Origin of the sequence: Polynucleobacter sp. 73C-SIWE (assembly GCF_018882465.1) — a bacterium.
In the GTDB taxonomy this organism is placed as follows: Bacteria; Pseudomonadota; Gammaproteobacteria; order Burkholderiales; family Burkholderiaceae; genus Polynucleobacter.
In genome coordinates, this window is the sequence record NZ_JACVOK010000001.1 from 1,136,652 (window position 1) to 1,160,294 (window position 23,643).

A 23,643-nucleotide genomic window follows, 5' to 3' on the forward strand; every position below is an offset into this window, starting at 1 on the left:
AGACATTGAGCATTAAAAAAGCCCCGCAGAGCGAGGCTTAGTGATGCTTGGTGGGTCGGGCGAGATTCGAACTCGCGACCAACGGATTAAAAGTCCGCTGCTCTACCGACTGAGCTACCGACCCGGTAAAACAGAAATTATAGCAAGAAGTTTGTAGCTGCTCCTGGGGTCTAGGCCGTCTGCCCGTAAGCCCTTGTACTTACAAGTACGTTATGAGTTAACCCGTCTGGCCACTGGTGGGTTTTTGGAAAAATACTCCTTAATTCCTCTCAAAATAGCCTCTGCAATACGATCCTGATAGTTCTCATCATTCAATCTGGCTTCTTCTTGTGGATTGCTGATAAAAGCAGTTTCTACCAAGATCGAAGGGATGTCTGGGGCCTTCAAAACAGCAAAGCTGGCTTGTTCAACCTTTGTCTTATGCAGAGGTGCAAAACCTCCAATTTGTTTCAGAATAGATTGACCCACTTGCATGGAGTCTTTGATTTGAGCGGTTGTCGACATATCGAGAAGTAGGTTCGCCACCTGACGATCTTGAGTCTTAATATTGATGCCACCAATGAGGTCCGAAGCATTTTCTTTATTGGCCATCCAACGGGCCATTGAACTACTTGCACCCATTTGGGAGAGTGCAAATACGGATGCACCTTTGGCTCTAGGCTCAATAAAGGCATCTGCATGAATCGATACAAATAAATCCGCTTCAACACGCCTGGCTTTTTGAACCCTGACATGCAGTGGTACGAAGTAATCACCGTCTCTGGTCAAGTAGGGGCGCATATACGCCTCGCTCTCAATCTTTTCTTTGAGTCTTCTTGCAATTGAGAGCACGACATTCTTTTCTCTAGATCCTGCAGCTCCAATAGCTCCCGGATCTTCACCGCCATGTCCAGGATCAATCGCAATCGTGATTAATCGTTTGTATTTGGCGGGCGCTGGAATCTCTTTTGTTTCTGGAATGGCTTGCGCTACTGGTGTTGAAGGTGCTTTTGCTGCTTCTTTATCTTTCTTGGTTGCAAACTGTGCAATTAGATCAATCTCTTCATTGGCTTTTTCAAGCGCAATTTCTTTTTTAGCACTACTTCTCACCAAAGCCATCAGTGGATCTAGTGGAGTTGTAGGGTAAAGATCAAACACCATGCGGTAGTTGTATTCAGCAACAGGATCGAGTGTGAAGAGTTGTGGCTTGATGGGTTCTTTTAAGTCAAATACCAAACGCACAATCCCCGGTTGAAATTGCCCGACCCGAATCTGCGATACATAAGGATCATTAGGCTTAACTTTAGCCACCAAGTCCTTCAGCGTTGGGTTCAGCTCTAAGCCCTGCACATCAACCACTAATCGATCTGGATTGGTGAGGATCTGCTGTGTAATCGGTAGTGGGGTGTCAGACTCTAAAGTAATACGGGTGTAATCCTCTGAGGGCCAAATACGAACACCCAATATCTTGGCGCCCCAAGCGATATCAATCTCAGTAAGAAGGAGGGCAAAGCTCAAGAACTTGACTGAAGTCTTGAGATGCTGGCGTCTAGAGAGATTAGTTTTTTTACTACTCATATATTTAGTTGGGCGCTACCTGAATGATATCCACTACTTTTTTGCCTTGCTCAGAAAATGCACTGATATGAATAACGCGTTCATTTTCATCTTCGCCAGCCGTTAACTCAATCTGAATATCAAATGCGGGTAGAGTGCCCTCAGCCTTTTCTGGCCACTCGATTAAGCAAAATCCCGGCACATCAAAATATTCTGCAAATCCTGCTTCTTGCCATTCCAATGGATCGCGCATTCTGTAGAGATCAAAGTGATGCGCAGTAAAAGTTTGTTGATGGCTTTGGAGTTCGTAGGGCTCGCATAAGGTGTAGGTAGGACTCTTTACTTTTCCTGCATAGCCTAAGCCTTGAATCAAATGTCTGGCAAAAGTCGTTTTACCTGCTCCTAGGTCGCCTTCTAAAGAGATGTTGAGGTGAGCTGCTGGCGATTGTCCAAGCCATTTCTGTATGGAGGCGGCAAGATGCTGGGCTAGGGACGCAGTTTCTGCTTCCTGCCTACAATATTGCTTAAGCGATGCTTTGGGAGATGCCTGAGGCATCTGATTTCCGGTCATTGTCCTAGTTTATTCAATTATTGCGCTACATTCTGTATTGCCTATGTCTTTATCTACAAACTCTAAGTCTCTAGATCAGCCCAAGCTTCGCGCTTGGCTGGGGGAGCAGGCTGAGAGCTTGGGTTTTGATGGCTTACGCATTACTGATACCCACCTAGGTCCTGCCTCTGAGCGTTTGCAAGAATGGCTAGCAGAAGGGCGTCATGGCCATATGGAATATATGCAACGCCATGCAGACTTACGCACCAATCCTCAGTTACTAGTTCCAGGCACAGTACGGGTCATTTGCGTCTCGATGAATTACCTCCCACCCGAAAGTGATTTTGATGCTGAGTGGCAGCGATTGGAAGATCCTTCTCAAGCAGTAGTCTCGATGTATGCGCGTGGGCGTGATTATCACAAAGTACTCCGCAATCGTTTGCAAGAATTTGCTAAAGCTATTGAGGAAAAGATTGGTACTTTTGGCTATCGCGTCTTTACAGATTCAGCGCCTTTGATGGAAGTAGAGCTTGCTCGTAAAGCAGGCTTAGGCTGGCGCGGCAAACATACGCTCTTACTCAACCGAGAATCTGGCTCTACCTTTTTCTTGGGCGAGATCTTGGTGGACGTGCCATTACCAATTGATCAAGAGCAGGAAGAGCATTGCGGCACCTGCCAATCCTGTATTGATATCTGTCCAACCCAAGCCATTACTGCCCCTTATCAATTAGATGCCCGACGGTGTATTTCTTACCTCACCATTGAAAACCCAGAGGCAATTCCGATTGAGTTTCGAAGTGCAATGGGTAATCGTGTTTATGGTTGCGATGATTGCCAATTGATTTGCCCATGGAATAAATTTGCCAAGCGCTCAGAGTTACCAGACTTCGCTCAGCGTCATGGCTTAGGTCAGGCCAGCCTCTTGCATCTATGGTCATGGACTGAGTCAGAGTTTGAGCAGCGCCATGAAGGTAGTGCTATTCGGAGAATTGGCTATAGTCGTTGGCGGCGTAATCTGGCGGTAGCCATGGGTAATGCGCTGGCAAACCCCAAAACAGATGTAGCTGATAAGAGTCTTATTCATCAGGCTTTAAGTGGTGCATTAAATTCCGCCGATTCTTTAGTGGCTGAACATATTGAGTGGGCTCTAAAGACTCACTAAAGGCTTACGAAGAGCTTACAATTAAGTCATGTCATCGTCCGAAAAGCCCTATATTGATTCTAGCGAAATCGCGATAGAGGGTTCGACGGCCGAGCGCTTTAAGAGCCCCAAAGACGCATTCTGGATAGGAATCAAAGACGCTGCTGGCGCGCCAGCGATGGTGCTCTTTGCCGGTATGGTGGGCTTTGGAGCAATGGGAAAGACCAATGGCTTTGATGTTTGGTTCACTACCTCCACTTCATTTTTGATGTTCGCCTTACCCGGACAGGTAGTCTTGCTCGAGATGGCCATTACTGGCTCATCTGTAATTGCAATTGCTTTAGCAGTCACCTTAACTTCCACCCGATTTATCACGATGACGGTGACACTCTTTCCGCAGTTTCATCAAAAAGATCGCAATCGCAGTTTATACGCTTCAGTCCATTTATTGGCGATGACTGCATGGGCAATCTCGATGAGAGAATTTCATGCGATCGAGACTAAGCACCGCCTAGCTTACTTTGTAGGCTTAGGTTTACTCTGCTGGTTGATTTCTATTCCGGGAACGATCTTAGGCTTTTACTTAGCAGGTATGGTGCCGCCAGCCGTGACCTTAGGCCTCGTTTTTATTAATCCACTCTTCTTCTTATTAACCTTTACTGAAGTCAAGCCTTGGATTAATCGTATTGCATTGATGTTGGGTTGTATCTTTGGCCCAATCTTTTTTATCGTTGATCGCGATACCAGCTTGCTCACATCAGGTCTTGTAGCAGGAACACTAGCTTACTTAATTGATCGCAAGTTCTTGCGTAAGAAGCCTGGAGTCATCGGATGATGAACACCATGGCAAATGCACTCTCTGGTTGGGGTTTATGGATTGCTTTGATTGGCGCTAGCCTCGGTACTTACTTCTGTCGCGCAATTGGCGTACTACTTTCTAATAGCATCAATCAGGAAAGCGAGATCTTTCGTTGGTTGGCTGCCGTCACTTATGCAATGGTAGCTGCTTTAACCATTCGTTTGATTGTGATGCCCTTAGGCTTGATGGCAACCGTGCCTTTATGGATACGCATTCTGATTTGCAGCTTGGCAATTGGCGTCATGGTATCCAAACCCACCAAGCGATTGGTCCCAGCATTGCTAACTGGAACCTTGCTGATGGTGGGTTACGGCGTGATACGTTGATTCGCTAAAAATTTCTTTTAGCTGTCTTTATAGGTGCGCTGCCAGAATTCTGGCAATGTGTACCGCTTCTCTTTGAGTGCCATCCGCAATTTGATGGCGACAACTCGTACCATCCGCTACCACCCAGCTATCGGGTGATTTACGAATACTAGGCAATAGACTGAGTTCAGCCATTTGTTTAGATACTTGGATGTGCTCAGCCTCATAGCCAAAACTACCTGCCATACCGCAGCAAGAAGATTCAATTAACTTAGGCTCTGCCTTAGGAATGAGTTTGAGTAATTCCATGGCAGGCGTAACGGCAGCAAAAGACTTCTGATGACAGTGACCATGAAAGAGTACTGGCTTGCTAGCCTCCTTAAGATTCAGTTTGAGAGTTCCTGCCTTAACTTCACTTGCTAAAAACTCTTCTAAGAGTTGGGCCTGTTTAGAAACGCTGATAGCCTTGTCGCCAAAGCCCATCACTAGAGCTTCATCCTTGAGAGTGAAGAGGCAGGAAGGTTCTAAGCCAATAATTGGAATGTGCTTTTGCGCATAAGGCGCAAGATGATCGACTAATTCACCAAGAGTTTCTTTGGCTTTATCTACCATGCCCGCAGCAAGATAGGTTCTGCCACAACAAAACTCTTTAGAGCAGGCATTGTCTGTTGCTTTTGCCTTACCGCTGCTCTTATTCGGAATATGTACCCGGTAACCTGCTGCTTTGAGAACTTTCAGTGCGGCCTGGAGATTTTCATCCTCAAAATAGGCATTAAAAGTATCAGCAAGCAAGACTACGCCTTTGCTATTGCTATCTTGCGTTAATTCTTCTGGTGTGAACTGATACTTTTGTGCTGCTTTCTGGTTCCAGAAAGTTCTACTCTTCCAGATCGGCAAGCTCCTCTGCGCGGAGATGCCCATGATCCACTCTTGCAGCTTTGCTACTGGTGCAAGGTGATTACGTAGATTCAAGAGTGCTGGCAATAATGGAATATTACTAATCGTAGGAGCATATTTTGGTAGATAAGCTACTGCAAGATCTCGCAAAGAGTGACCTACCCGTTTCTTATACGCTGATAAGAACTCTATCTTCATCTTGGCCATGTCTACGCCAGTAGGGCACTCACGACGACAGGCTTTACAGCTGACGCAAAGCTCCATCACTTCTTTAATAGCATCGCTGGCTAGTGGGGAGGTTTGTGTTGATGCCCCACTCTGAAGATCGAGTTGATTGGATAGTGCCAGACGCAAAGTATTCGCTCTTCCTCTGGTGAGATGCTTCTCATCCCGAGTGACGCGATAACTTGGGCACATTACTTCAGCATCAAACTTGCGGCAATGACCATTGTTATTGCACATCTCCACGGCTTTAGCCAGGCCCATTGCTGGATCACCGCCGGTGCCAGGCGCGGTCGTTTCTTCTGTAACAGGATCGTTCTGCACGTTCCAGGCAGACCAATCTAATGCAGGCTGCAAAGGAATGACTTTATAGTTCGGCGGAAATCTAAAGTTGATGGAGTCATCCATCTTCGGTGGATTCACAATCTTGCCGGGATTAAACAATCCCTTAGGATCAAATGCATGCTTGATCTCAGAGAGTGCTTCAGTAATCGTAGGGCCAAACTGCCAAGAGATCCACTCGCCGCGACACAGACCATCGCCATGCTCACCGCTATAAGCACCTTTGTACTTACGGACTAATTCTGAGGCCTCTTCTGCTACAGCACGCATCTTCTGGGCGCCGTCTCTGCGCATATCCAAAATAGGGCGCACATGCAAGGTTCCTACTGAAGCATGGGCATACCAAGTGCCGCGTGATCCATATTTAGCAAAGACATCCGTTAAAGCCTGAGTGTAATCAGCCAAACTCTCTAGCGGTACAGCGCAGTCTTCAATAAAGCTCACTGGCTTGCCATCACCTTTAAGGCTCATCATGATGTTCAAACCTGCTTTGCGTACTTCCCATAAATTCTTTTGCAAGGCTGCATCTGGCATCGCCACTACTGAACCTGGTAAACCTAAGTCGCTCATCAGCTCTTGCAAGGATTTGAGTTTATCGAGTAGCGGTGCATGCGCTTCACCAGAAAACTCTACCAGCAGAATGGCTTCTGGAGTTTGTGCCGTGTGATCAATTAGTGCAGTCTCGATAGTTTTCTTAAAGCTAGGATTGCTGCGGGCAAGATCAATCATGGTCCGATCAACTAACTCAACCGCGGTAGGGCCCAGTTTGACAATATGCTGAGCACTATCCATTGCCTTATAAAAGCTGGCAAAGTTCACAATACCCAACACTTTATGTTGTGGCAGTGGTGCTAATTTGAGTTTGAGGGATTTGAAATAGGCTAGTGTTCCTTCGCTACCCACTAATAGATGTGCTAAGTTCACGCTGCCATCTTGGGTGTAAGGTAATTCACTTTGAGGATGGAAGATATCGAGGTTGTAGCCTGCAACACGCCTTAGAACTTTCGGAAAGCGTGCTTCAATCTCAGGCTTGAGGGTATAGGCCAGATCTTTAACAAAGCTGCCAAGCTCTTTAGCAACCCCAGAGCTATTCGCATAATTGGCAAACTCACCAACCTGACCATTGGCAAGCCAGGCATTGATTCCTAAAACGTTATGCACCATATTGCCGTAAGCGATCGAGCGACTACCACAGGAGTTATTACCGGCCATGCCGCCAATCGTTGCTTGCCCAGCAGTCGATACGTCTACTGGATACCAAAGACCATGTTGTTTTAGTGAGCTATTGAGGTGATCGAGCACAATGCCTGGCTCCACTTCGACATAGCCTTTATCTAGATTGAGATTAAGAACGTTTCTGAAATATTTAGTGTTATCAATCACTAAAGCTGCGCCAGTGGTTTGACCGCACTGACTAGTACCGCCGCCGCGTGGAAGAACGGGTACACCCAGTTCTGCTGCTATCTGAATAGCGCTCGAAATATCTTGCGCAGTCTTCGGAATAAATACTGCGACTGGCATCGCTTGATAAATAGAAGCATCAGTAGCATAACGACCACGACTAGCACTATCGGTCATGACATCGCCAGAAGTTTCTTGGCGTAAGCGTTTCGCTAATTGCGCCTGGTCTACCATCAGCTCTTTAAGGTCAAGGGGTTTGTTCATTTGACTGCCTCTGCTGTAGTTATGGCTTCCGCATTAAGCAGTTGGACCACAACATCCCGTTTATTGTGAACGTGCTGGATCATAATCTTACGCATGCGGGCGCTGTCTCTGGCTTTGAGGGCATCGAGCATCTCTTGGTGCTCTTCAACTGCCTTCTCCCATTTGACGCCGTCTTGATTGGATCGAAAGCGCAATGCTTCAATACGCGCATTTACCTGTGAAAAGAGTTGGGTGAGCACTGGATTATTGGCTGCTTGATTAATCAGGTGATGAATACGCAAATTGAGTTTGTAATAAGTGGACAAATCACGGCGCGCATACGAAGCCATCATTTCATATTGGAGGGCTTCTAATTCTGAGAGGGTGGTATCACTGATATTGTTTACGGCTAACTCACCCGAAAATCCTTCCAGGTCTGCAATCACATTAAAAGTGTTAATCACATCCTCGAGACTGAGTTGCACTGCAATTGCACCACGATTCGCAATCAGTTCGACTAGGCCATCTGCCGCTAAGCGACGAATTGCTTCCCGAATCGGAGTACGAGAAACGTTCAAGCTTTCAGCGAGTTCCCGCTCATTGAGTTTGCTGCCAGGTGCAATCTTGCCTTCCACCAACAGCAGTCTGAGCTTTTGGAAGATCGCTTCATGCAAGTTCTGCGAATGAGGTTGTTCAATTGCCTTCATGGCATTAATTTCCTAGACCCTAAATTTGTATACAAAAACGTCAATAAGCCATCATAAAGCATAAATATAGGCTTTTAAGGCTAAATAAAGGCTTTATTTTAAGGTTTTCTGTAAATATTTTGTATACAAAATAGAAAATTGGCAAAAATTGTCTTACACTGGAGGGATTATTCAACCTAAAACCAGCGAGACAAAACATGCTCAAACTCGATAACCACGCATCTGGACGCCATTTCTTACATATTCCTGGCCCAAGTCCAGTTCCGCCACGCGTATTACGCGCAATTAGCTATCAAACGATTGACCATCGCGGCCCTGAGTTTGGTGTATTCGGTCTGAAGGTTTTGGACGGCATCAAGAAGATCTTTAAGACTGAGCATCCAGTGATTATTTATTCCGCTTCCGGAACAGGTTCTTGGGAAGGTGCATTAGTTAACGTACTCAATCCTGGTGATAAGGTACTCTTTTATGAGACAGGCCAGTTTGCTAACTTGTGGCGTGCTCTTGGTAAGCGTCTTGGTCTCGATGTTGAAGTAGTTGGTAAAGCTGGACAAGATTCTTGGCGTTGGGGTGTCGATGCTTCAGTGATTGAAGAGCGTTTACGCAAAGACGCTGGTCATGAGATCAAAGCAGTGTGCGTCGTACATAACGAAACTTCTACAGGCGTTACTTCAAACATTGCTAATGTTCGCAAAGCCATTGATTCACTCAAGCATCCAGCGTTACTCTTAGTAGATAGTGTATCTGGCTTGGGCTCTGCGGACTATGAGCATGACAAGTGGGGTGCTGACGTCACCATCTCTGGCTCACAAAAAGGCCTGATGTTGCCTCCTGGTATTGGCTTTAACGCTCTGTCACCAAGAGCAATTGAAGTAAGCAAATCAAACAAAATGCATAAAGCATATTGGGCTTGGGATGAAATTCTCGAATCCAATAAAAATGGTTACTGGCCTACAACACCAAGCACCAATCTCATGTATGGATTGCATGAAGCCATGGACATGATGTTGGCTGAAGGTCTCGATACAATTTTTGCGCGTCATCAGCGTTTAGCTGCAGCATGTCGTGAAGCAGTGAAAGCTTGGGGCTTAGAGATCCAGTGTCAGGACACTGATTGCTATTCACCAGTGCTCACTTGTATCGCTACACCAGAAGGCATGGATGCAGATGTGTTGCGTAAACATGCTTTGGAGAAGTTCAATCTGTCATTAGGTACTGGCCTTGGCAAGATCAAAGGTAAGGCATTCCGTATTGGCCATTTGGGTGACTGTAATGAGCTCAATCTCATGGCGGCATTAAGCGGCGTCGAGATGAGTTTGGGCTCTATGGGCTTTAAACCGAAGGCAAGCGGAGTAGTGGCTGCGCAAGAGTTCCTCAAATAAGAGGCATTTAGGGTGGGTGTAGCTGGATTCCTCAGGGTTAATCGAGCTACACCCCTTATAATTCAAGTACTTATATAGAAGTGCATGAATTCAATACACCATATTCGAGACAGAAAGATTAAACATGTTAGCTACTAAACCATTCTTAACTCAAGCTGATGTTCAAAAGATTTTGAATGCAGCTGATCAACACGCTGCTAAAAATAATTTGGCAGTGACGATTGCCGTATGTGATGAGGGTGGTCATATGTTGGGTTTAATTCGTCGCGATGGTTGCGCACCTTTGTCTTCTTACATCGCTCAAGAAAAAGCACGCACTGCTGCAATGGGTAAACGTGAGACACGTGTTTACGAAGAAATTATTAATAACGGACGTCATGCTTTCTTATCTGCCCCACACGTATCAGGCATGTTAGAAGGTGGCGTCAATATCGAGGTAAACGGGTTTACCATCGGCGCAGTCGGCGTTTCCGGCGTTAAATCGGCTGAAGATGCTGAAACCGCTAAGGCCGGTATCGCAGCCATTCTGTAAGTTACCTTGATAAATACTGAAACTGAAATAACTTCTGCTACAGGGGCTGACAACACAGTCGCTACTAGTGACTCTAGCGCGGTTCCTGCTGCTACACCTCCAGCAACAATTACCTTTGCTGATTTTGGTTTAGATCCAAAGATTCAAAAGGCGGTACTCGAGCAGGGCTACACCATCCCTACGCCGATTCAAGCGCAATCTATTCCGCATGTGTTAGCAGGCAGTGATTTGATGGGTGCTGCTCAAACTGGCACTGGTAAAACTGCTGCCTTTGTCTTACCTATCATTCAAAAGATTTTGCGTCACGCTAGCAATAGCGCTTCACCTGCACGCCATCCAATTCGTGCCTTGGTGCTGACGCCAACCCGAGAGTTGGCAGTGCAAGTGGCTGAGAACGCAGCGAGTTATTCCAAGCATACCGATTTACGCGCTGCTGTTGTCTACGGCGGCGTGGATATGAAAGAGCAAGTTGGGATTTTGCGTAATGGCCTTGAGATCTTGATTGCAACCCCAGGCCGCTTACTGGATCACATTGGTTCAAAAGTCGCCAACCTATCCCAAGTGGAGATATTGGTCTTAGATGAAGCAGACCGCATGCTGGATATGGGTTTCTTGCCTGATCTCCAGCGCATCATTAATTTGATTCCGGCGCAAAGACAAACTCTATTGTTCTCGGCAACCTTCTCCCCGGAAATTAAAAAACTCGCACAAAGCTATTTGCGTACTCCGGTTACTGTTGAAGTAGCACGTCAGAACGCTGCAGCGGATACGGTCAAGCAAGTAGTACATATGGTGGCTTCAGCTGATAAGCAACGCGCGATTGTGAAGGTGTTAGAAGAGCGCACACGTAAAGGGTTATCGCGTCAATGCATCATCTTTACTAACAGTCGTTTGGGCTGTGCCAGGTTATCTCGTGCACTCGAACGGGATGGCATTAAAGCAGGTGCGATTCATGGCGACAAGAGTCAGGGTGAGCGCACTCTTACATTAGATGCATTTAAATCCGGAGTAATTGAAGCCTTAGTTGCAACTGATGTAGCGGCTCGTGGCTTGGATATTCCTGATATGCCATGTGTGATTAATCACGAATTGCCATACAACGCAGAAGACTTTATTCACCGCATTGGTCGTACAGGCCGCGCTGGTAGTACAGGTGATGCGATTGCTTTGGTAGATGCAAGTGAAAAGCGCTTGCTCGACGATATCGAAAAATTGATGAAGCGTAAGCTCGATATCAAACCTTTGCCAGAAGGCGCTCCTTCACAAAGTAGAGTATCGAATTATTCATCTGTTAGCTCTTCATCCAATACTGCTTCAGCGAAAATGTCTGACCCATTCTTCTACAAGCCATACGAGCCAAGCGCTGCACCAGCAGTAGCTGAGGGCGCAAAACCTGAAGAGAAAAAAGTGGGCATTACGCCCGCCAAGCCTGCAGTTGGGGCTTTACTGGGTGGCTTTAAAAAGAAGTAATTCAGCGCCAGGCACGAGTGGCCGCTAAGAGCCACTCTGCAATGGTGATGCTTTCACCATCAGGCAAATGTTTCAATCCCAAATGCTGTGCTGCTTTGCGTAGTTCTGCGAGGGAGTGTTTTTCATCTTGAGTATTGATTTGCGTTGCTAAAGTTTGCTTGCTCAATTTCTCGCCATGCTCATCGAGTACTAGAGGCAGGTGAAGGTATTGTGGGGTTTCATAATCCAATACCTTTTGCAGATGAATTTGCCTTGCAGTATTGCTGAGTAAATCAGCGCCACGCACAATATGGGTGATTCCTTCTAAAGCATCATCTACTACGACTGCAAGTTGATATGTGAAGATGCTATCGTTTCTGCGCAGAACAAAATCACCCACTTCTGTATTCAGGTTTTGGTCTTGATGACCTAGCGCTAAATCCTCAAACTCAATATGGCAATTTGGGGGGAGTGCGAGCCTCCAGGCGACTTTGGATGTTTTTAGCAATTCTGGCGAATGAATGTTCTGCGGATTTGGCCTACAAGTTCCCGGATAGACCATTTCTTGGTTGCGGGGAGTTTCAATACCAAGATTCGCTAGGGTGTTGGCAATAGCCTGCCTAGAGCAGGTGCAGGGGTAGAGCAATTTGAGCGCATTTAAGCGCTTTAAAGCCTCTTGGTAATGGCTTTGGCGCTGCGATTGGTAGGTGAGCTCTTCATCCCAAGTAAGCCCGCACGCAAGCAGTTGCGCCTGAATTTGCTGGTCTGCTCCAGGGACGCAGCGCGGGGTATCTAAATCCTCTATTCTGAGCAGCCATTTACCCCTATTTTTACGGGCGTCTAACCAGCTTCCTAGGGCTGCAACCATTGATCCGGCATGGAGCGGACCGGTGGGTGAGGGGGCAAATCGTCCGCGGTAGCCGTCGGCTGGGGATGAGGGGTTTTTCAAAGTAGACACAGCTAAAATCATCTCATGGCTTCACCCCGTTTTGTTCATCTTCGCCTTCATTCCGAGTTTTCGATTACGGATGGAGTCGTTCGTATTGATGATGCAGTCGCTGCGGCCGTCAAAGATGAAATGGGTGCCTTAGCCCTGACCGACCTCAGTAATTTATTTGGTTTGGTCCGCTTTTATACCGCAGCTCGATCTAGCGGGATTAAGCCTATTGCGGGTGCTGATGTTTGGGTGAGTAACCCCCAAGATCCAGATCAGCCTCATCGTTTATTGCTTTTAGTGCAGAACCATTCTGGCTATCTGAATTTGTGTGAGTTACTGAGCAGAGCTTCCTTAGATAACCAATCCCGCGGTCGTGCTGAAGTTGACTCCGCTTGGTTTAGTGAGCCTGCTGCAAAAGCAGAAGATAAGAAAGCTAAGAAAACCCTTGCACATGGATTGATTGCACTTTCAGGTGCGCGCCAGGGTGAAGTAGGTAGTGCATTGCTGGCAGGCCAAGATGATCAAGCCAAAATTGCGGCAAGGCGTTATGACAAGTTATTCCCGAATTCTTTTTATCTTGAAGTACAGCGTGGCGGTCATCAGCAAGACGAGAAGCAGCTCCAGTTAGCCTGCCACTTAGCCAGTGAGCTGAAGCTACCTATAGTAGCGACTCATCCTGTGCAGTTCATGCAAAAGAGCGATTTCACAGCCCATGAGGCAAGGGTGTGTATTGCTGAAGGTGAGTTATTAGGTAATCCTAGGCGCGCTAAGAAATTTAATGACGAGCAATACTTCTTAACGCAAGCAGAGATGGAAAAGCGTTTTGTAGATTTACCAGTTGCAATCGCAAACTCCGTCGAAATTGCTAAGCGTTGTAACTTATCCCTTGTCCTTGGGCAGCCACGCCTGCCAGACTTCCCTACACCTCCAGGTATTACGCTTGATGAATATTTAATGGCTCAATCTGAAGTTGGGCTTGAGCGTCATATGGAGCGCAACTTCCCAGATGCCCAAGAGCGTGCCAAAGAAATGTCGCGCTATCACGAGCGTTTAGTGTTTGAGGTGAAAACGATTTCTCAAATGGGATTTCCGGGCTACTTTTTGATCGTGGCGGACTTCATTAACTGGGCTAAAAATAATGGTGTACCAGTTGGTCCTGGTCGTGGATCTGGTGCAGGTTCTTTAGTAGCTTACTCATTGGGTATTACTGACCTTGATCCACTGCGCTACAACTTGCTCTTTGAACGCTTCTTAAATCCAGAGCGGGTATCAATGCCTGACTTTGATATCGACTTCTGCCAACACGGTCGTGACCGTGTGATTCAGTACGTTAAGGATAAATACGGCAAAGATGCCGTGAGTCAGATTGCTACCTTTGGCACGATGGCAGCGCGAGCAGCAATTCGCGATGTAGGACGTGTATTGGAGCAGGGCTATAACTTCGTAGATGGCATTGCCAAACTTGTTCCAAACAAGCCAGGCCAGTATATGACGATCGAAATAGCCAAGAAAGAAGAAAAGCAATTAGCCGAGCGCGAGAAAAACGAAGATGAAGTGCGTCAGTTGCTTTCACTGGCACAACAATTAGAGGGCATGACCCGCAACGTCGGCATGCATGCTGGCGGCGTGTTGATTGCTCCAGGACGCTTAACTGATTTTTGTCCACTCTATACACAAGAGAGTAAAGATCAAGATAGTAGCTCCGTAATTAGCCAGTTTGATAAAGATGACGTAGAAGCAATTGGCTTGGTGAAGTTTGACTTCTTGGGTTTGACCACGCTCACTATCTTGGCCGCAGCAGAGCGCTGGATTAAAGCGCTACATGCAGATCGTAAGGATTGGAGTATTAGCGATATTGCACTTGATGATGAGAAAGCCTTTGATGTTCTCAAGAAAGCCAATACCGTTGCTGTATTCCAGCTAGAAAGTCGCGGCATGCAAGGCATGCTAAGGGAAGCCAAGCCTGACCGCTTTGAGGACATTATTGCTTTGGTGGCTTTATATCGCCCGGGCCCAATGGACCTGATTCCGGACTTTATTGAGCGTAAGCACGGGCGTCAAAAAGTAGAGTATCCAGATCCCCGAATTGAGCCAGTTCTGCGCGAAACCTACGGCATCATGGTCTATCAAGAGCAGGTGATGCAGATGGCGCAGATGATTGGTGGCTACTCATTGGGTGGTGCTGATATGTTGCGCCGTGCGATGGGTAAGAAAAAGCCTGAAGAGATGGCGCAGCATCGCAAGATCTTTAGTGATGGTGCCAAAGCAGGTGGCATTAGCGAAGGTAAGGCTAATGAGATCTATGATTTGATGGAGCGTTTTGCGGGTTACGGATTTAATAAATCCCATGCTGCTGCATACGCACTCTTAGCTTATCAAACTGCTTGGCTTAAAGCCTACTATCCAGCAGAATTTATGGCGGCCAACTTATCGCTCGCGATGGATGACACTGATAAGGTGAAGATTCTGTATGACGATTGTTTGGCAAATCAGATTCGAGTGTTCTCACCCGATATCAATACCGGCGTATACGACTTCACTCCATTGCGTGCACCTGATGCAGTACCTGATTCAACGATTAGTCATATTCGTTACGGTCTGGGTGCCGTTAGGGGTACTGGTGAAGCTGCGATTGAGGCGATTGTCAAAGCCCGTGAGAGTGGCGGACCATTTAAAGACCTGTTTGATTTTTGTGCACGCGTTGATCGCCGGCAGGTTAATCGTCGTGCCATTGAAGCGCTGATGCGTGCTGGTGCATTTGATAGCCTCTATCGTGAAGCAGTTCCCGCGGGCGGCAATCTCTATGACATTAGATCCACTTTGCTCGCTTCATTAGCCAGAGCCATTGAGGCTGCAGAACAAGCAGAAGCCTCCATTCATCAGGTGAGTTTGTTTGAGGCCGCTGGAGAAGAAGATCGCCACCTTCCTGAACTAGTACGTGAACCCGTTTGGTCTGAGAAAAAACGCCTCCAAGAAGAAAAGACTGCTTTAGGACTTTGCTTAACGGGGCATATGTTTGATGCCTATCGTGATGAGACGGCGCATTTCATACGGCAGCCTTTAGTTAAAGTGACTGAAGGTAAGGACCAGTTAATTGCTGGCATTATTACTTCAGCTCGCATGCTCACGGGCCAGCGTGGTCGCATGATGATCGCAACGATTGATGATGGCAGTGCTGCGATTGAGGTAACGCTCTATAGTGAGGTGTACGAACCGAATCGGTCATGGCTAAAAGAAGATGAGATGCTGATTGCTAAGGTAAATGTCACGCCAGATAAATTTTCAGGTGGCGTGCGGGTGGTTGCTGAGGCAGTAATGGATATCACCGGTGCTCGCATGCGCTTTGCTCGCAATGTACATGTCTGCATTGATTCTGCGATTGATCTCAAGATGCTGCGTAGTCAAATCGGACCTTATTTAATGACCAATCGCGTACGCGATCCAAAGATGGGTGCGGCGCCACCGCCAATGTTAGGCTCGAATGATGGGGTGAAGGGCTTGATGTTGACTGCTGCTGTGACTACTAGTGGCGGAGCTTGCTTGATGCAGTTTCCAGAAGAGTTGCGTATTTATCCTGATGACGCTTGTTTGCATAGCCTCAATCAACTACTAGCATCTAAACAAAAAGACCCCGTCCAGGTTCAATACCACTAAGCTGGTTTGATTGCTTGCTCAATCGCGGCAATGACTTGAGCAGGTTCTAATAAGTCCAGGCATTCACTATTACTATCAGCGCGATCAAGACAGCCTGCTTTGCGACAAGGGACGCATTCACCTGGGCCTTGCAGGATCGTGACATTCCCAACAGTTTGTGAGCGGGCGCGTAATTGATATGGTTGCTCCCCAATAAAGCCATTAGGCCATGGGCCAAAGTTGGTCGGTGGCGTTGCCCCAAATAAAGTAATCGTAGGCGTATTACAAGCTGCTGCTAAATGGGTGATGGAGGTATCAACGCCAATATACAGTGCGGCACCACGCAGCAATGTACCAGCCTGTGGAATCGAAAGCTTGCCTGCAGCATTAATAACTTTTTCGGCAGTCTCATCATTTAAGAGGGAGATAATGTCGTGATTGAGTTGGATATCCTGCTTGGCAGGCGAGGCGCTTAATACCACCTGAAACCCTTTACTAACAAGCCAGGTAATGAGGTGTTGCCAGTGCGCTAGAGGCCAGCGCTTATACGCAGTCAGTGGCCCTGGGTGAACTACGGCATAGGGTTGCACTAGGGTGTTCGTAATTACGGGAGCCAGCGCTTCACCAGCAGGCGGCGTTACAGAAATCGACTGGCTGAATAATGCAGGAGGGTTTCTGAAGAAGACGTCGAGTAAGCGGAGTTTTTCTACGATGACATGTTGATTAAAGTAATCCACATTCACCGTATTCATGCAGATGAATTTCTTCCAAGCGTTCTGCTTCTCACTTTTACTTCTCTTGGACTTATTTTCTATATCTTTACCTTGGGGATGTCCACCCAAGACCCCAACTCTCCTGAAGGCAGCAATCAGTCCATAAAGATAGGCGCGATCACTAGGCTGGGTCATGAACGCTAAGTCGTAGCGCTGGAATAATCGATTAAAAAGAGAGAGATATTCTCCAACACCAGGACGATCTGAGGTTTCAATGATCTCACTGATGTCTGGATTGCCGTAAAGCATATCGAGTTTGCCGCGATAGCCCAGAAAGTGAAACTCAGCATCAGGCCATAACTCTCTTGCCTTACTAATGAGCGGGGTAGTAACGAGCACATCCCCAATTTGCCGAGTAGCAATAAACAATACTTTTTTAGGCTTGAGATCTGAGAAGGCATTCATATTCGAGGAGCTCATTACATCGCCTTTGCCAGAATCTTTTCGCGAACTCGGCGGGCGTTCTCGGCGGCATTGCTTTGATCATGAATTTTATGAAAGAGGTGTAATACTTCTGTTGCCCATGATCCTGATTTACGAATGATATGGTGACGTTGCAAGCGGAATACAAAATCAGCATCCTCATGCCCCCAGCCCGTCATCGTTTCATCAAAACCATTAATTGCCTCAGCATCTGCTTTCCAGCAAGCCATATTGCAGCCTTTAATACGGCGCCAAACAAACTGTTTGTAGTCTCGCCATGAGCCATTTCCAAACTTGATCTTCAGTGGCCAATATTTATTGATGCCACCACTGAGGCGTTCGCGTATAAGACCAGAGCTAAAGCGTTGAAAGTCCCAATGTGGCCAAGTAATGAGTTCTTGAGTGAGTTTTTCATTGAGAAGCACTCGGCTGCCGGTTACTAAATATCCTTTTTGTGCCAGCTCACGATGGCGCGCTACAAAATCTGGCTGCACAATGCAATCACCATCCAGAAATACCAGATAGTCGCCATGTGCCGCTTTAATAGCACGATTCAGGATGATCGTTTTCCGAAATCCTTGATCCTCTTGCCACAAATGTTCTGTTGGAATGGTAGTAGAGGACTTGAATTGCTCGATAATCTGCTTGGTGCTATCGGTGGAGCCATCATCAGCAATGATGATTTCAAAGTTGCGATCTGTTTGTGTCGCAAGAGACTCTAGGCATAGCTTAAGTGCTTGTGGCCAGTTATAGGTGGCCAACAAAATCGAAATCATTTACTAGCATCCTGATTGAGTTGCCACAACTTGATATAACGGTAGTAGGTGCCTTGGCCATTCGAGATTGCTAGAGCAAATCCTTGGGCACCATCTAAGAAGCCTGCACGAATGACATAAGTCCGAAAGAATGCCCAGAAACCATGAAGCACTGCTTTTAAAGGGCTACTCGTTTTACCCTTGGCAAAAGCCTGCTCTGCAGATGCGGTGGAATAACGATCAATCTTTTGTAAAACTTGAGAGTAGTTCATGAAGCTGTAGTGCAGCATCGGATTTTCTAGTTTGGCAACTTGTCCTGTCGGAATCAAACGTTCATGAACTAAGTCATCTGAGAAACGGGCAGTACCGCGCTTAAAGAGGCGGTCAACGTAATCAGGGCTCCAGCCAGAATGACGAATAAAGCGTCCGCAATACCAAGAGAGGCGAGGAATGGCAAAACAGTTCACGTGAGCGCTATGGTTGATAGCGCTCAAGATCTCCGATCTCAGTGCGGGCGTCAGTCTTTCATCGGCATCTAAAGAGAGCACCCATTCGCCGTTAGCCAGCTCTAGAGCACGGTTCTTTTGGGGACCAAAACCAGGCCAATCGGGTGGGCTGGCAATAGTAGCCCCATAGTTTTGGGCTATCTCTAGGGTGCGGTCAGAGCTGGCTGTATCGACCACAACGATCTGCTGGGCAATGCCTTCCAGGGAGGCTAGACAATCGTCCAAATTGGCCTCTTCATTGCGAGTGATGAGTATGACTGATAAGGTGGGCATAATTCATTATATGAATGCTCAAGACCGTACCGCCCTAAATCGCTTAATTACCTACCTTAAACCCCATATTGGCTTGATTATTGGGTCTTTGGTGGCTATGGCCGTCGTAGCTGCTACTGAGACCTCGATCCCTGCCTTAATGAAGCCACTACTTGACCGTGGCTTTACAGGTCAGCTGAATAGCAAGCTTTGGCAGGTACCACTGTTCTTGGTTGGGTTGGCGGTGGTACGCAGTTTGGCGCAATTCTTATCTAATTATTTGCTATCGCGCGTAATTAATTCAGTCTTACTCAATTTGCGTGAACAAATGTTTCATACACTTTTGCATGCGAAGACTACCTTTTTCCAAAAAAATTCAGCATCAAATTTAATCAATGCAGTTGTCTTCGAGGTGAATAATGTTCTTTCCATCATGGGGGGAATGTTAATTAGTTTGGTACGTGATTCACTTACCGTCATTGGTTTGATGGGTTACCTGATTTATTTAAACTGGCAGTTGACAATGGTGGTCTTAATTATCTTCCCAGTGATTGCATTCATTATGAGCAAAATAAATAAGCGCTTGCGCTCACTTAATCGAGAGCAGCAAGTCTTAACTAGTGATTTGGCTTATATCGTTGAAGAGGCAGCTGCTGGCTACAAGATCATGAAGGTTCATGGCGCCGAACAGTATGAGATGAGTCGCTTTCTTGAGAAAGCCGAACGCTTGCGCCAGTTTGCTTTGAAGTCCGCAGTTGCAGGTGGCTTGAACCAGCCCATTACTCAGCTCATTGCCTCGATGGCTTTGTCTATAGTGCTTGTGATTGCTTTGATGCAATCAGCCACAGAGGGTACGACTGTTGGTGGCTTTGCAGCTTTTGTTACCGCAATGATGTTAGTAATTTCCCCATTAAAACACTTGGCTGATATCAATCAGCCACTGCAACGTGGCTTAACAGCAGCGGAAATGATTTTTGGCTTAATGGATGAGCCTTTTGAAGAAGCAGAAGAGCGTCGACAGAATATGAAGTCCTTGGATAAAGCGAAGGGCAGGATTCGTTTTGAGGATGTTGGATTCTCATATGAACAGGAGGCTGGTCGACAAGATGCCTTAAATAAAATTAATCTGACTATTGAGCCTGGTGAAGTAGTGGCATTTGTTGGTCCATCGGGTGGCGGAAAATCCACCTTAGTCAATTTGCTGCCCCGATTCTATAAACCCAGTAGCGGACATATTTTCCTGGACGATATGCCCTTGGAGGATATTGTCTTAGCCGATATCAGAAAGCAAATCGCTTTCGTAAGTCAGGATGTGATTCTGTTTAACGATACGATTGCTGCAAATGTGGCCTATGGTGCCACTGGAAAAGAAGGAATTGATCGGGGTCGAGCCATGGAAGCTTTAGAGGCAGCTAATCTAGGTGCACTGATTAAAGAATTACCAGAGGGGATTGATTCGATGATTGGTGATAACGGCAATCGTTTATCTGGCGGACAACGTCAGCGTCTGGCTATTGCTCGGGCTATATACAAAAATGCCCCAATCTTAATTTTGGATGAAGCCACCTCTGCCTTAGATTCAGAATCAGAGCGCCAGGTGCAAGATGCGCTTGATCGACTGATGGCTGGTAGAACGACTCTGGTGATTGCACATCGCCTATCCACGATTGAGCACGCTGATCGTATTGTGGTGCTAGAACATGGTCAAATCGTCGAAAATGGATCGCACGAAGACCTGATTAAAAAAGATGGTCTGTACGCTAACCTACATCGCATTCAGTTCTCGAATGCTTAAGTAAGCTAGCTTAAAACAATATCGTATTGCTCTTGGCGGAAGCTACCTTCCGCTTGAAGTGTGATTGGCTTGGCGATGAAGTCACCGAGTTGCGCCAAAAATTGATTCTCTTCTTCCAGGAATAAATCAATGACATCAGGTGCGGCTACTATTCGAAATTCTCGAGGGTTAAATTGACGATGCTCACGGACAATTTCACGCAGAATTTCGTAGCAAATCGTCTGAGCAGTTTTTATCTCACCTTTGCCCATGCAGGTGGAGCAGGGCTCGCAGGTGATATGGGCTAAAGACTCACGAGTGCGTTTGCGAGTCATCTCTACCAACCCTAAAGCAGAAAATTCACTTACTGAAGTACGAGCATGGTCACGCTCTAGATTACGTTTGAGCTCATGAAGTACGGATTCTTGATGGTCTTTGCTCAGCATATCAATGAAGTCAATAATGATGATGCCACCGAGGTTGCGTAAACGTAATTGACGAGCAATGGCTTGCGCAGCCTCTAAATTGGTTTTGAAGACGGTGTCATCTAGATTGCGGGCGCCAACAAAGCTGCCTGTATTGACATCAACGGTTGTCATTGACTCAGTCTGATCAATCATCAGATATCCACCAGACTTGAGATCAACTCTTCGGCCTAAGGCTTTATTGATTTCGGCATCAACATCAAATAAATCAAAAAGAGCGCGCTCACCTCGATGTAGTGTCAACTTACCCAATAGGTTGGGCATATACAAATTTGCAAATCCTTTGAGCCTCTCAAAATTCTCTGCAGAGTCCACCCGAATTTGCGTGGTGTCTTCACCGGAGACATCACGCAGCACTCGTTCAGCAAGACTGAGGTCTTGATAGAGTAGGCTCGGAGCAGGATTTTGCTTCATCGCTACCCGAATGTTCTCCCAAGTTGTGCGCAGGTAATGCATGTCATGCAGAAGTTCAGCATCAGATGCATCTTGGGCGCTAGTGCGCACAATAATGCCGCCTTTTTCATCAGCAGCCATGAGGCCTGCAAGTCGGGCTTTAATCGCTTCACGTTCTTCTGGTTGGTCAATACGTTGCGATACGCCGATATACTTTTCGGTGGCAGGATCGCTGCCTGCTGGTGGTAGGTAAACAAGATTGCGACCAGCAATGCTTAACTGAGTGGTTAAGCGAGCCCCTTTAGTTCCCAGTGGGTCTTTCAGCACTTGCACTAAGATTGTTTGACCTTCAAACAAGAGCTTTTCAATTTGGGCCTGCGGATTGTTTTGAGTGATATCAGCGACGTGCATGAAGGCAGTACGCTCGAGACCAATTTCAATAAAAGCAGACTGCATGCCTGGAAGTACGCGTACGACTTTGGCTAAATAGATGTTACCAACAATTCCCCGTTGGCGAGTACGTTCGATTTGTAGCTCTTGAACGGCACCTTGCTGGATTAAAGCAACCCGTGTTTCTTGTGGAGTGATATTGATGAGGATTTCTTCATTCATATGCATGTCACTTGAGCGCGCTCTAGAAGTTGTGCAGTTTCAAATATAGGTAGCCCCATGATACCGCTATAGCTGCCCTCAATCGCGGGGATGAATGCGCCACCCAGCCCTTGAATGCCATAAGCGCCAGCCTTCCCAAAAGGTTCTCCGCTAGCAATATATAAATCAATCTGCTCTTGGGATAGCAGGGCAAATTCAACTTTAGATACCTGCACTAGGCAAAGCGGTTGTTCGTTTGGATTGATAGTCAATGCAACGGCGGTGAGTACTTCATGTGTTTTACCGCTAAGCCTTTTAAGGATTCGATCCACATCGGCAGCATCGGCTGGCTTTCCTAAAATCTCTCCCTCACCACTATTGGGTAGACTGACTGTTGTATCGGCACATAAGATCGGGGCCCATGAAAGCCCACTCTTTTGCCAGCGTGCCAAAGCAACTGCACTCTTTGCTAAGGTAACGCGCTCAACATAAGCCCGTGCATTTTCATGAGGCAGAGGGGTTTCAATACTTTCAGTATCTTCACCTGGACTAGGCGATAACATCTCAAAACGCACACCCATTTGCTTTAATAATTCTTGGCGGCGTGGACTTTGCGAGGCTAGATAGATAAAAGAAAACACAGCATTACTCACGATGGTAAGGGTGTCCCTGTAGGATGGTCCAGGCACGATAGAGTTGTTCAACTAGTACCACTCTTGCCATTGCATGCGGCAATGTCAGGCTAGAAAGTCGCCACATAGCTTGTGCATTAGATTTCAGGCTGGGATCTAAGCCATCAGCACCGCCAATTAAAAAGGTGATATCAAAACCTTCTTGACGCCATAAAGCTAGTTGGGTGGCGAGGTTTTGTGTAGTTTGATCTTTGCCACGTTCATCTAGAGCAATGACTTTTGAACTCTTGGGGATAGCTGCAGCAATCTTGATGGCTTCTTTGGCCGGTGTGAGATCAGGCTTGATCTCTTTAATATCAATGTTGCAATCTACTGGCATGCGTTTGACATAGTCCTGAGTTGCAGTAGCAACCCAATCTGGCATTTTATGGCCAACAGAAACTATGGTGAGGCGCATTGACTAGCGAATCAATTATGAAGAGAGTGATTTACTCGTCGTCTTCAAGTTCACTTGCTTTAACAAGTCCTTTGCTGCCAGCCAATTTGACCCGCACTGGTTTTGCACCCCACATACCCTCAAGCTGATAGTAAGAGCGCAGCATCGGCTGCAAGATGTGAACAACGATATCACCGCAATCTACCAAGACCCATTCACCAGTCTCTAATCCCTCAATGGAAATCACTTCGCCACCTTTAGCGTTGACATCTTCTTTGACCGACATTGCCAGCGATCGCGTTTGACGATTGCTTGAGCCAGTGGCGATGATCACGCGATCAAATAGCTCGCTCAGTTTAGTGGTGTCATAAACGCGAATATCTTGCGCTTTAACATCCTCTAAGGCATCAATAATGACGCGTTGTAATTTACGTAAGTCCATGGTTTCTCGATGATATTTTTCTGTATTTAGGATGATCTTAGCTTG

19 protein-coding genes, 1 tRNA gene and 1 pseudogene are annotated in these 23,643 nt (G+C 46.6%); 8 read left to right on the top strand and 13 right to left on the bottom strand.

Going from position 1 to position 23,643, the window contains the following annotated elements:
• Positions 1-48 precede the first annotated feature (48 nt).
• From ICN17_RS05910 to tsaE, 3 genes are all read right to left on the bottom strand, one after another.
• A tRNA-Lys gene (locus ICN17_RS05910) sits at positions 49-124 on the bottom strand.
• An 86-nt stretch (positions 125-210) separates the two neighbouring features.
• Positions 211-1,557: an N-acetylmuramoyl-L-alanine amidase gene (locus tag ICN17_RS05915; protein WP_216236548.1), complete on the bottom strand. Its 1,347-nt coding sequence runs from the start codon at positions 1,555-1,557 to the stop codon at positions 211-213.
• Between the two features lie 4 nt (positions 1,558-1,561).
• Positions 1,562-2,107, bottom strand: coding sequence for a tRNA (adenosine(37)-N6)-threonylcarbamoyltransferase complex ATPase subunit type 1 TsaE (tsaE, locus tag ICN17_RS05920; protein WP_255538307.1), 546 nt, complete (start codon positions 2,105-2,107; stop codon positions 1,562-1,564).
• Positions 2,108-2,150: 43 nt separating this feature from the next.
• Between tsaE and queG the strand changes: the two genes are divergently transcribed.
• Genes queG through ICN17_RS05935 form a run of 3 tightly spaced genes read left to right on the top strand, consistent with a single transcriptional unit; the run spans position 2,151 to position 4,412 of the window.
• Complete coding sequence (queG, locus tag ICN17_RS05925; RefSeq protein ID WP_216236549.1) at positions 2,151-3,248, top strand: tRNA epoxyqueuosine(34) reductase QueG; 1,098 nt, start codon at positions 2,151-2,153, stop codon at positions 3,246-3,248.
• Positions 3,249-3,276: 28 nt separating this feature from the next.
• Complete coding sequence (locus ICN17_RS05930) at positions 3,277-4,062, top strand: AzlC family ABC transporter permease (protein ID WP_216236550.1); 786 nt, start codon at positions 3,277-3,279, stop codon at positions 4,060-4,062.
• Positions 4,059-4,412, top strand: a complete 354-nt coding sequence (locus ICN17_RS05935; protein WP_255538308.1) for an AzlD domain-containing protein — start codon at positions 4,059-4,061, stop codon at positions 4,410-4,412. Before ICN17_RS05930 ends, ICN17_RS05935 begins: the two co-directional genes overlap by 4 nt.
• Positions 4,413-4,439: 27 nt before the next feature.
• Here ICN17_RS05935 and ICN17_RS05940 read toward each other — a convergent pair whose 3' ends face one another.
• On the bottom strand, positions 4,440-7,517 hold the full coding sequence (locus tag ICN17_RS05940) for an FAD-binding and (Fe-S)-binding domain-containing protein (RefSeq protein ID WP_216236551.1): 3,078 nt from the start codon (positions 7,515-7,517) through the stop codon (positions 4,440-4,442).
• Positions 7,514-8,203 carry a GntR family transcriptional regulator gene (locus tag ICN17_RS05945; RefSeq protein ID WP_216236552.1) on the bottom strand — a complete coding sequence of 230 codons (690 nt, stop codon included), beginning with the start codon at positions 8,201-8,203 and terminating at the stop codon, positions 7,514-7,516. Before ICN17_RS05945 ends, ICN17_RS05940 begins: the two co-directional genes overlap by 4 nt.
• A 197-nt stretch (positions 8,204-8,400) precedes the next feature.
• On the opposite strand from ICN17_RS05945, the gene ICN17_RS05950 reads away from it, so the two are divergent.
• The 3 genes from ICN17_RS05950 (at position 8,401) to ICN17_RS05960 (ending at position 11,587) form a co-directional block, all read left to right on the top strand.
• Positions 8,401-9,585, top strand: coding sequence for an alanine--glyoxylate aminotransferase family protein (locus ICN17_RS05950; protein WP_216236553.1), 1,185 nt, complete (start codon positions 8,401-8,403; stop codon positions 9,583-9,585).
• Positions 9,586-9,709: 124 nt separating this feature from the next.
• Positions 9,710-10,117 (top strand): heme-binding protein, encoded by a 408-nt coding sequence (locus ICN17_RS05955; RefSeq protein WP_087908528.1) that lies wholly within the window; start codon positions 9,710-9,712, stop codon positions 10,115-10,117.
• A gap of 6 nt (positions 10,118-10,123) precedes the next feature.
• Positions 10,124-11,587, top strand: coding sequence for a DEAD/DEAH box helicase (locus ICN17_RS05960; RefSeq protein ID WP_216236554.1), 1,464 nt, complete (start codon positions 10,124-10,126; stop codon positions 11,585-11,587).
• A 1-nt stretch (position 11,588) separates the two neighbouring features.
• Here the strand turns inward: ICN17_RS05960 and gluQRS are convergent, their stop codons facing one another.
• Positions 11,589-12,536, bottom strand: a complete 948-nt coding sequence (gluQRS, locus tag ICN17_RS05965) for a tRNA glutamyl-Q(34) synthetase GluQRS (RefSeq protein ID WP_216236555.1) — start codon at positions 12,534-12,536, stop codon at positions 11,589-11,591.
• A 3-nt stretch (positions 12,537-12,539) separates the two neighbouring features.
• Between gluQRS and dnaE the strand changes: the two genes are divergently transcribed.
• Complete coding sequence (gene dnaE / locus ICN17_RS05970) at positions 12,540-16,157, top strand: DNA polymerase III subunit alpha (RefSeq protein WP_216236556.1); 3,618 nt, start codon at positions 12,540-12,542, stop codon at positions 16,155-16,157.
• On the opposite strand, the gene ICN17_RS05975 is transcribed toward dnaE, so the two are convergent.
• The 3 genes from ICN17_RS05975 to ICN17_RS05985 are packed head-to-tail and all read right to left on the bottom strand — an operon-like array spanning position 16,154 to position 18,866.
• Positions 16,154-17,329: a glycosyltransferase family 9 protein gene (locus ICN17_RS05975; protein ID WP_255538309.1), complete on the bottom strand. Its 1,176-nt coding sequence runs from the start codon at positions 17,327-17,329 to the stop codon at positions 16,154-16,156. The two genes, dnaE and ICN17_RS05975, sit on opposite strands and share 4 nt — an antisense overlap.
• Positions 17,329-18,108 (bottom strand): glycosyltransferase family 2 protein, encoded by a 780-nt coding sequence (locus tag ICN17_RS05980; RefSeq protein WP_216236557.1) that lies wholly within the window; start codon positions 18,106-18,108, stop codon positions 17,329-17,331. The genes ICN17_RS05975 and ICN17_RS05980 overlap by 1 nt, the downstream gene beginning before the upstream one ends.
• Positions 18,105-18,866 (bottom strand): glycosyltransferase family 2 protein, encoded by a 762-nt coding sequence (locus ICN17_RS05985; RefSeq protein WP_216236558.1) that lies wholly within the window; start codon positions 18,864-18,866, stop codon positions 18,105-18,107. The genes ICN17_RS05980 and ICN17_RS05985 overlap by 4 nt, the downstream gene beginning before the upstream one ends.
• 10 nt (positions 18,867-18,876) lie before the next feature.
• Between ICN17_RS05985 and msbA the strand changes: the two genes are divergently transcribed.
• On the top strand, positions 18,877-20,640 hold the full coding sequence (gene msbA, locus ICN17_RS05990) for a lipid A export permease/ATP-binding protein MsbA (RefSeq protein WP_216236559.1): 1,764 nt from the start codon (positions 18,877-18,879) through the stop codon (positions 20,638-20,640).
• Between the two features lie 5 nt (positions 20,641-20,645).
• Here msbA and rng read toward each other — a convergent pair whose 3' ends face one another.
• From rng to rsfS, 4 genes and pseudogenes are all read right to left on the bottom strand, one after another.
• Positions 20,646-22,109 (bottom strand): ribonuclease G, encoded by a 1,464-nt coding sequence (rng, locus tag ICN17_RS05995; protein ID WP_216236560.1) that lies wholly within the window; start codon positions 22,107-22,109, stop codon positions 20,646-20,648.
• Positions 22,106-22,741 (bottom strand): nucleoside triphosphate pyrophosphatase, encoded by a 636-nt coding sequence (locus ICN17_RS06000; protein WP_370625952.1) that lies wholly within the window; start codon positions 22,739-22,741, stop codon positions 22,106-22,108. The genes rng and ICN17_RS06000 overlap by 4 nt, the downstream gene beginning before the upstream one ends.
• Positions 22,734-23,177: a 23S rRNA (pseudouridine(1915)-N(3))-methyltransferase RlmH gene (gene rlmH, locus ICN17_RS06005; protein WP_216236561.1), complete on the bottom strand. Its 444-nt coding sequence runs from the start codon at positions 23,175-23,177 to the stop codon at positions 22,734-22,736. The genes ICN17_RS06000 and rlmH overlap by 8 nt, the downstream gene beginning before the upstream one ends.
• Positions 23,178-23,211: 34 nt before the next feature.
• Positions 23,212-23,598 (bottom strand): annotated as a pseudogene (gene rsfS / locus ICN17_RS06010) (ribosome silencing factor); the annotation flags it as partial.
• Between the last annotated feature and the right edge of the window lie 45 nt (positions 23,599-23,643).

Excerpts from the sequence above, each read along its gene's own strand:
- ICN17_RS05915 (WP_216236548.1), bottom strand. The coding sequence starts at position 1,557 with ATGAGTAGTAAAAAAACTAATCTCTCTAGACGCCAGCATCTCAAGACT.
- ICN17_RS05945 (WP_216236552.1), bottom strand. The coding sequence starts at position 8,203 with ATGAAGGCAATTGAACAACCTCATTCGCAGAACTTGCATGAAGCGATC.
- tsaE (WP_255538307.1), bottom strand. The coding sequence starts at position 2,107 with ATGACCGGAAATCAGATGCCTCAGGCATCTCCCAAAGCATCGCTTAAG.
- queG (WP_216236549.1), top strand. The coding sequence starts at position 2,151 with ATGTCTTTATCTACAAACTCTAAGTCTCTAGATCAGCCCAAGCTTCGC.
- gluQRS (WP_216236555.1), bottom strand. The coding sequence starts at position 12,536 with ATGATTTTAGCTGTGTCTACTTTGAAAAACCCCTCATCCCCAGCCGAC.
- msbA (WP_216236559.1), top strand. The coding sequence starts at position 18,877 with ATGAATGCTCAAGACCGTACCGCCCTAAATCGCTTAATTACCTACCTT.
- ICN17_RS05955 (WP_087908528.1), top strand. The coding sequence starts at position 9,710 with ATGTTAGCTACTAAACCATTCTTAACTCAAGCTGATGTTCAAAAGATT.
- rlmH (WP_216236561.1), bottom strand. The coding sequence starts at position 23,177 with ATGCGCCTCACCATAGTTTCTGTTGGCCATAAAATGCCAGATTGGGTT.
- ICN17_RS05950 (WP_216236553.1), top strand. The coding sequence starts at position 8,401 with ATGCTCAAACTCGATAACCACGCATCTGGACGCCATTTCTTACATATT.
- ICN17_RS05930 (WP_216236550.1), top strand. The coding sequence starts at position 3,277 with ATGTCATCGTCCGAAAAGCCCTATATTGATTCTAGCGAAATCGCGATA.
- ICN17_RS05940 (WP_216236551.1), bottom strand. The coding sequence starts at position 7,517 with ATGAACAAACCCCTTGACCTTAAAGAGCTGATGGTAGACCAGGCGCAA.
- ICN17_RS05935 (WP_255538308.1), top strand. The coding sequence starts at position 4,059 with ATGATGAACACCATGGCAAATGCACTCTCTGGTTGGGGTTTATGGATT.
- ICN17_RS05975 (WP_255538309.1), bottom strand. The coding sequence starts at position 17,329 with ATGAGCTCCTCGAATATGAATGCCTTCTCAGATCTCAAGCCTAAAAAA.
- ICN17_RS05980 (WP_216236557.1), bottom strand. The coding sequence starts at position 18,108 with ATGATTTCGATTTTGTTGGCCACCTATAACTGGCCACAAGCACTTAAG.
- ICN17_RS05985 (WP_216236558.1), bottom strand. The coding sequence starts at position 18,866 with ATGCCCACCTTATCAGTCATACTCATCACTCGCAATGAAGAGGCCAAT.
- rng (WP_216236560.1), bottom strand. The coding sequence starts at position 22,109 with ATGAATGAAGAAATCCTCATCAATATCACTCCACAAGAAACACGGGTT.
- dnaE (WP_216236556.1), top strand. The coding sequence starts at position 12,540 with ATGGCTTCACCCCGTTTTGTTCATCTTCGCCTTCATTCCGAGTTTTCG.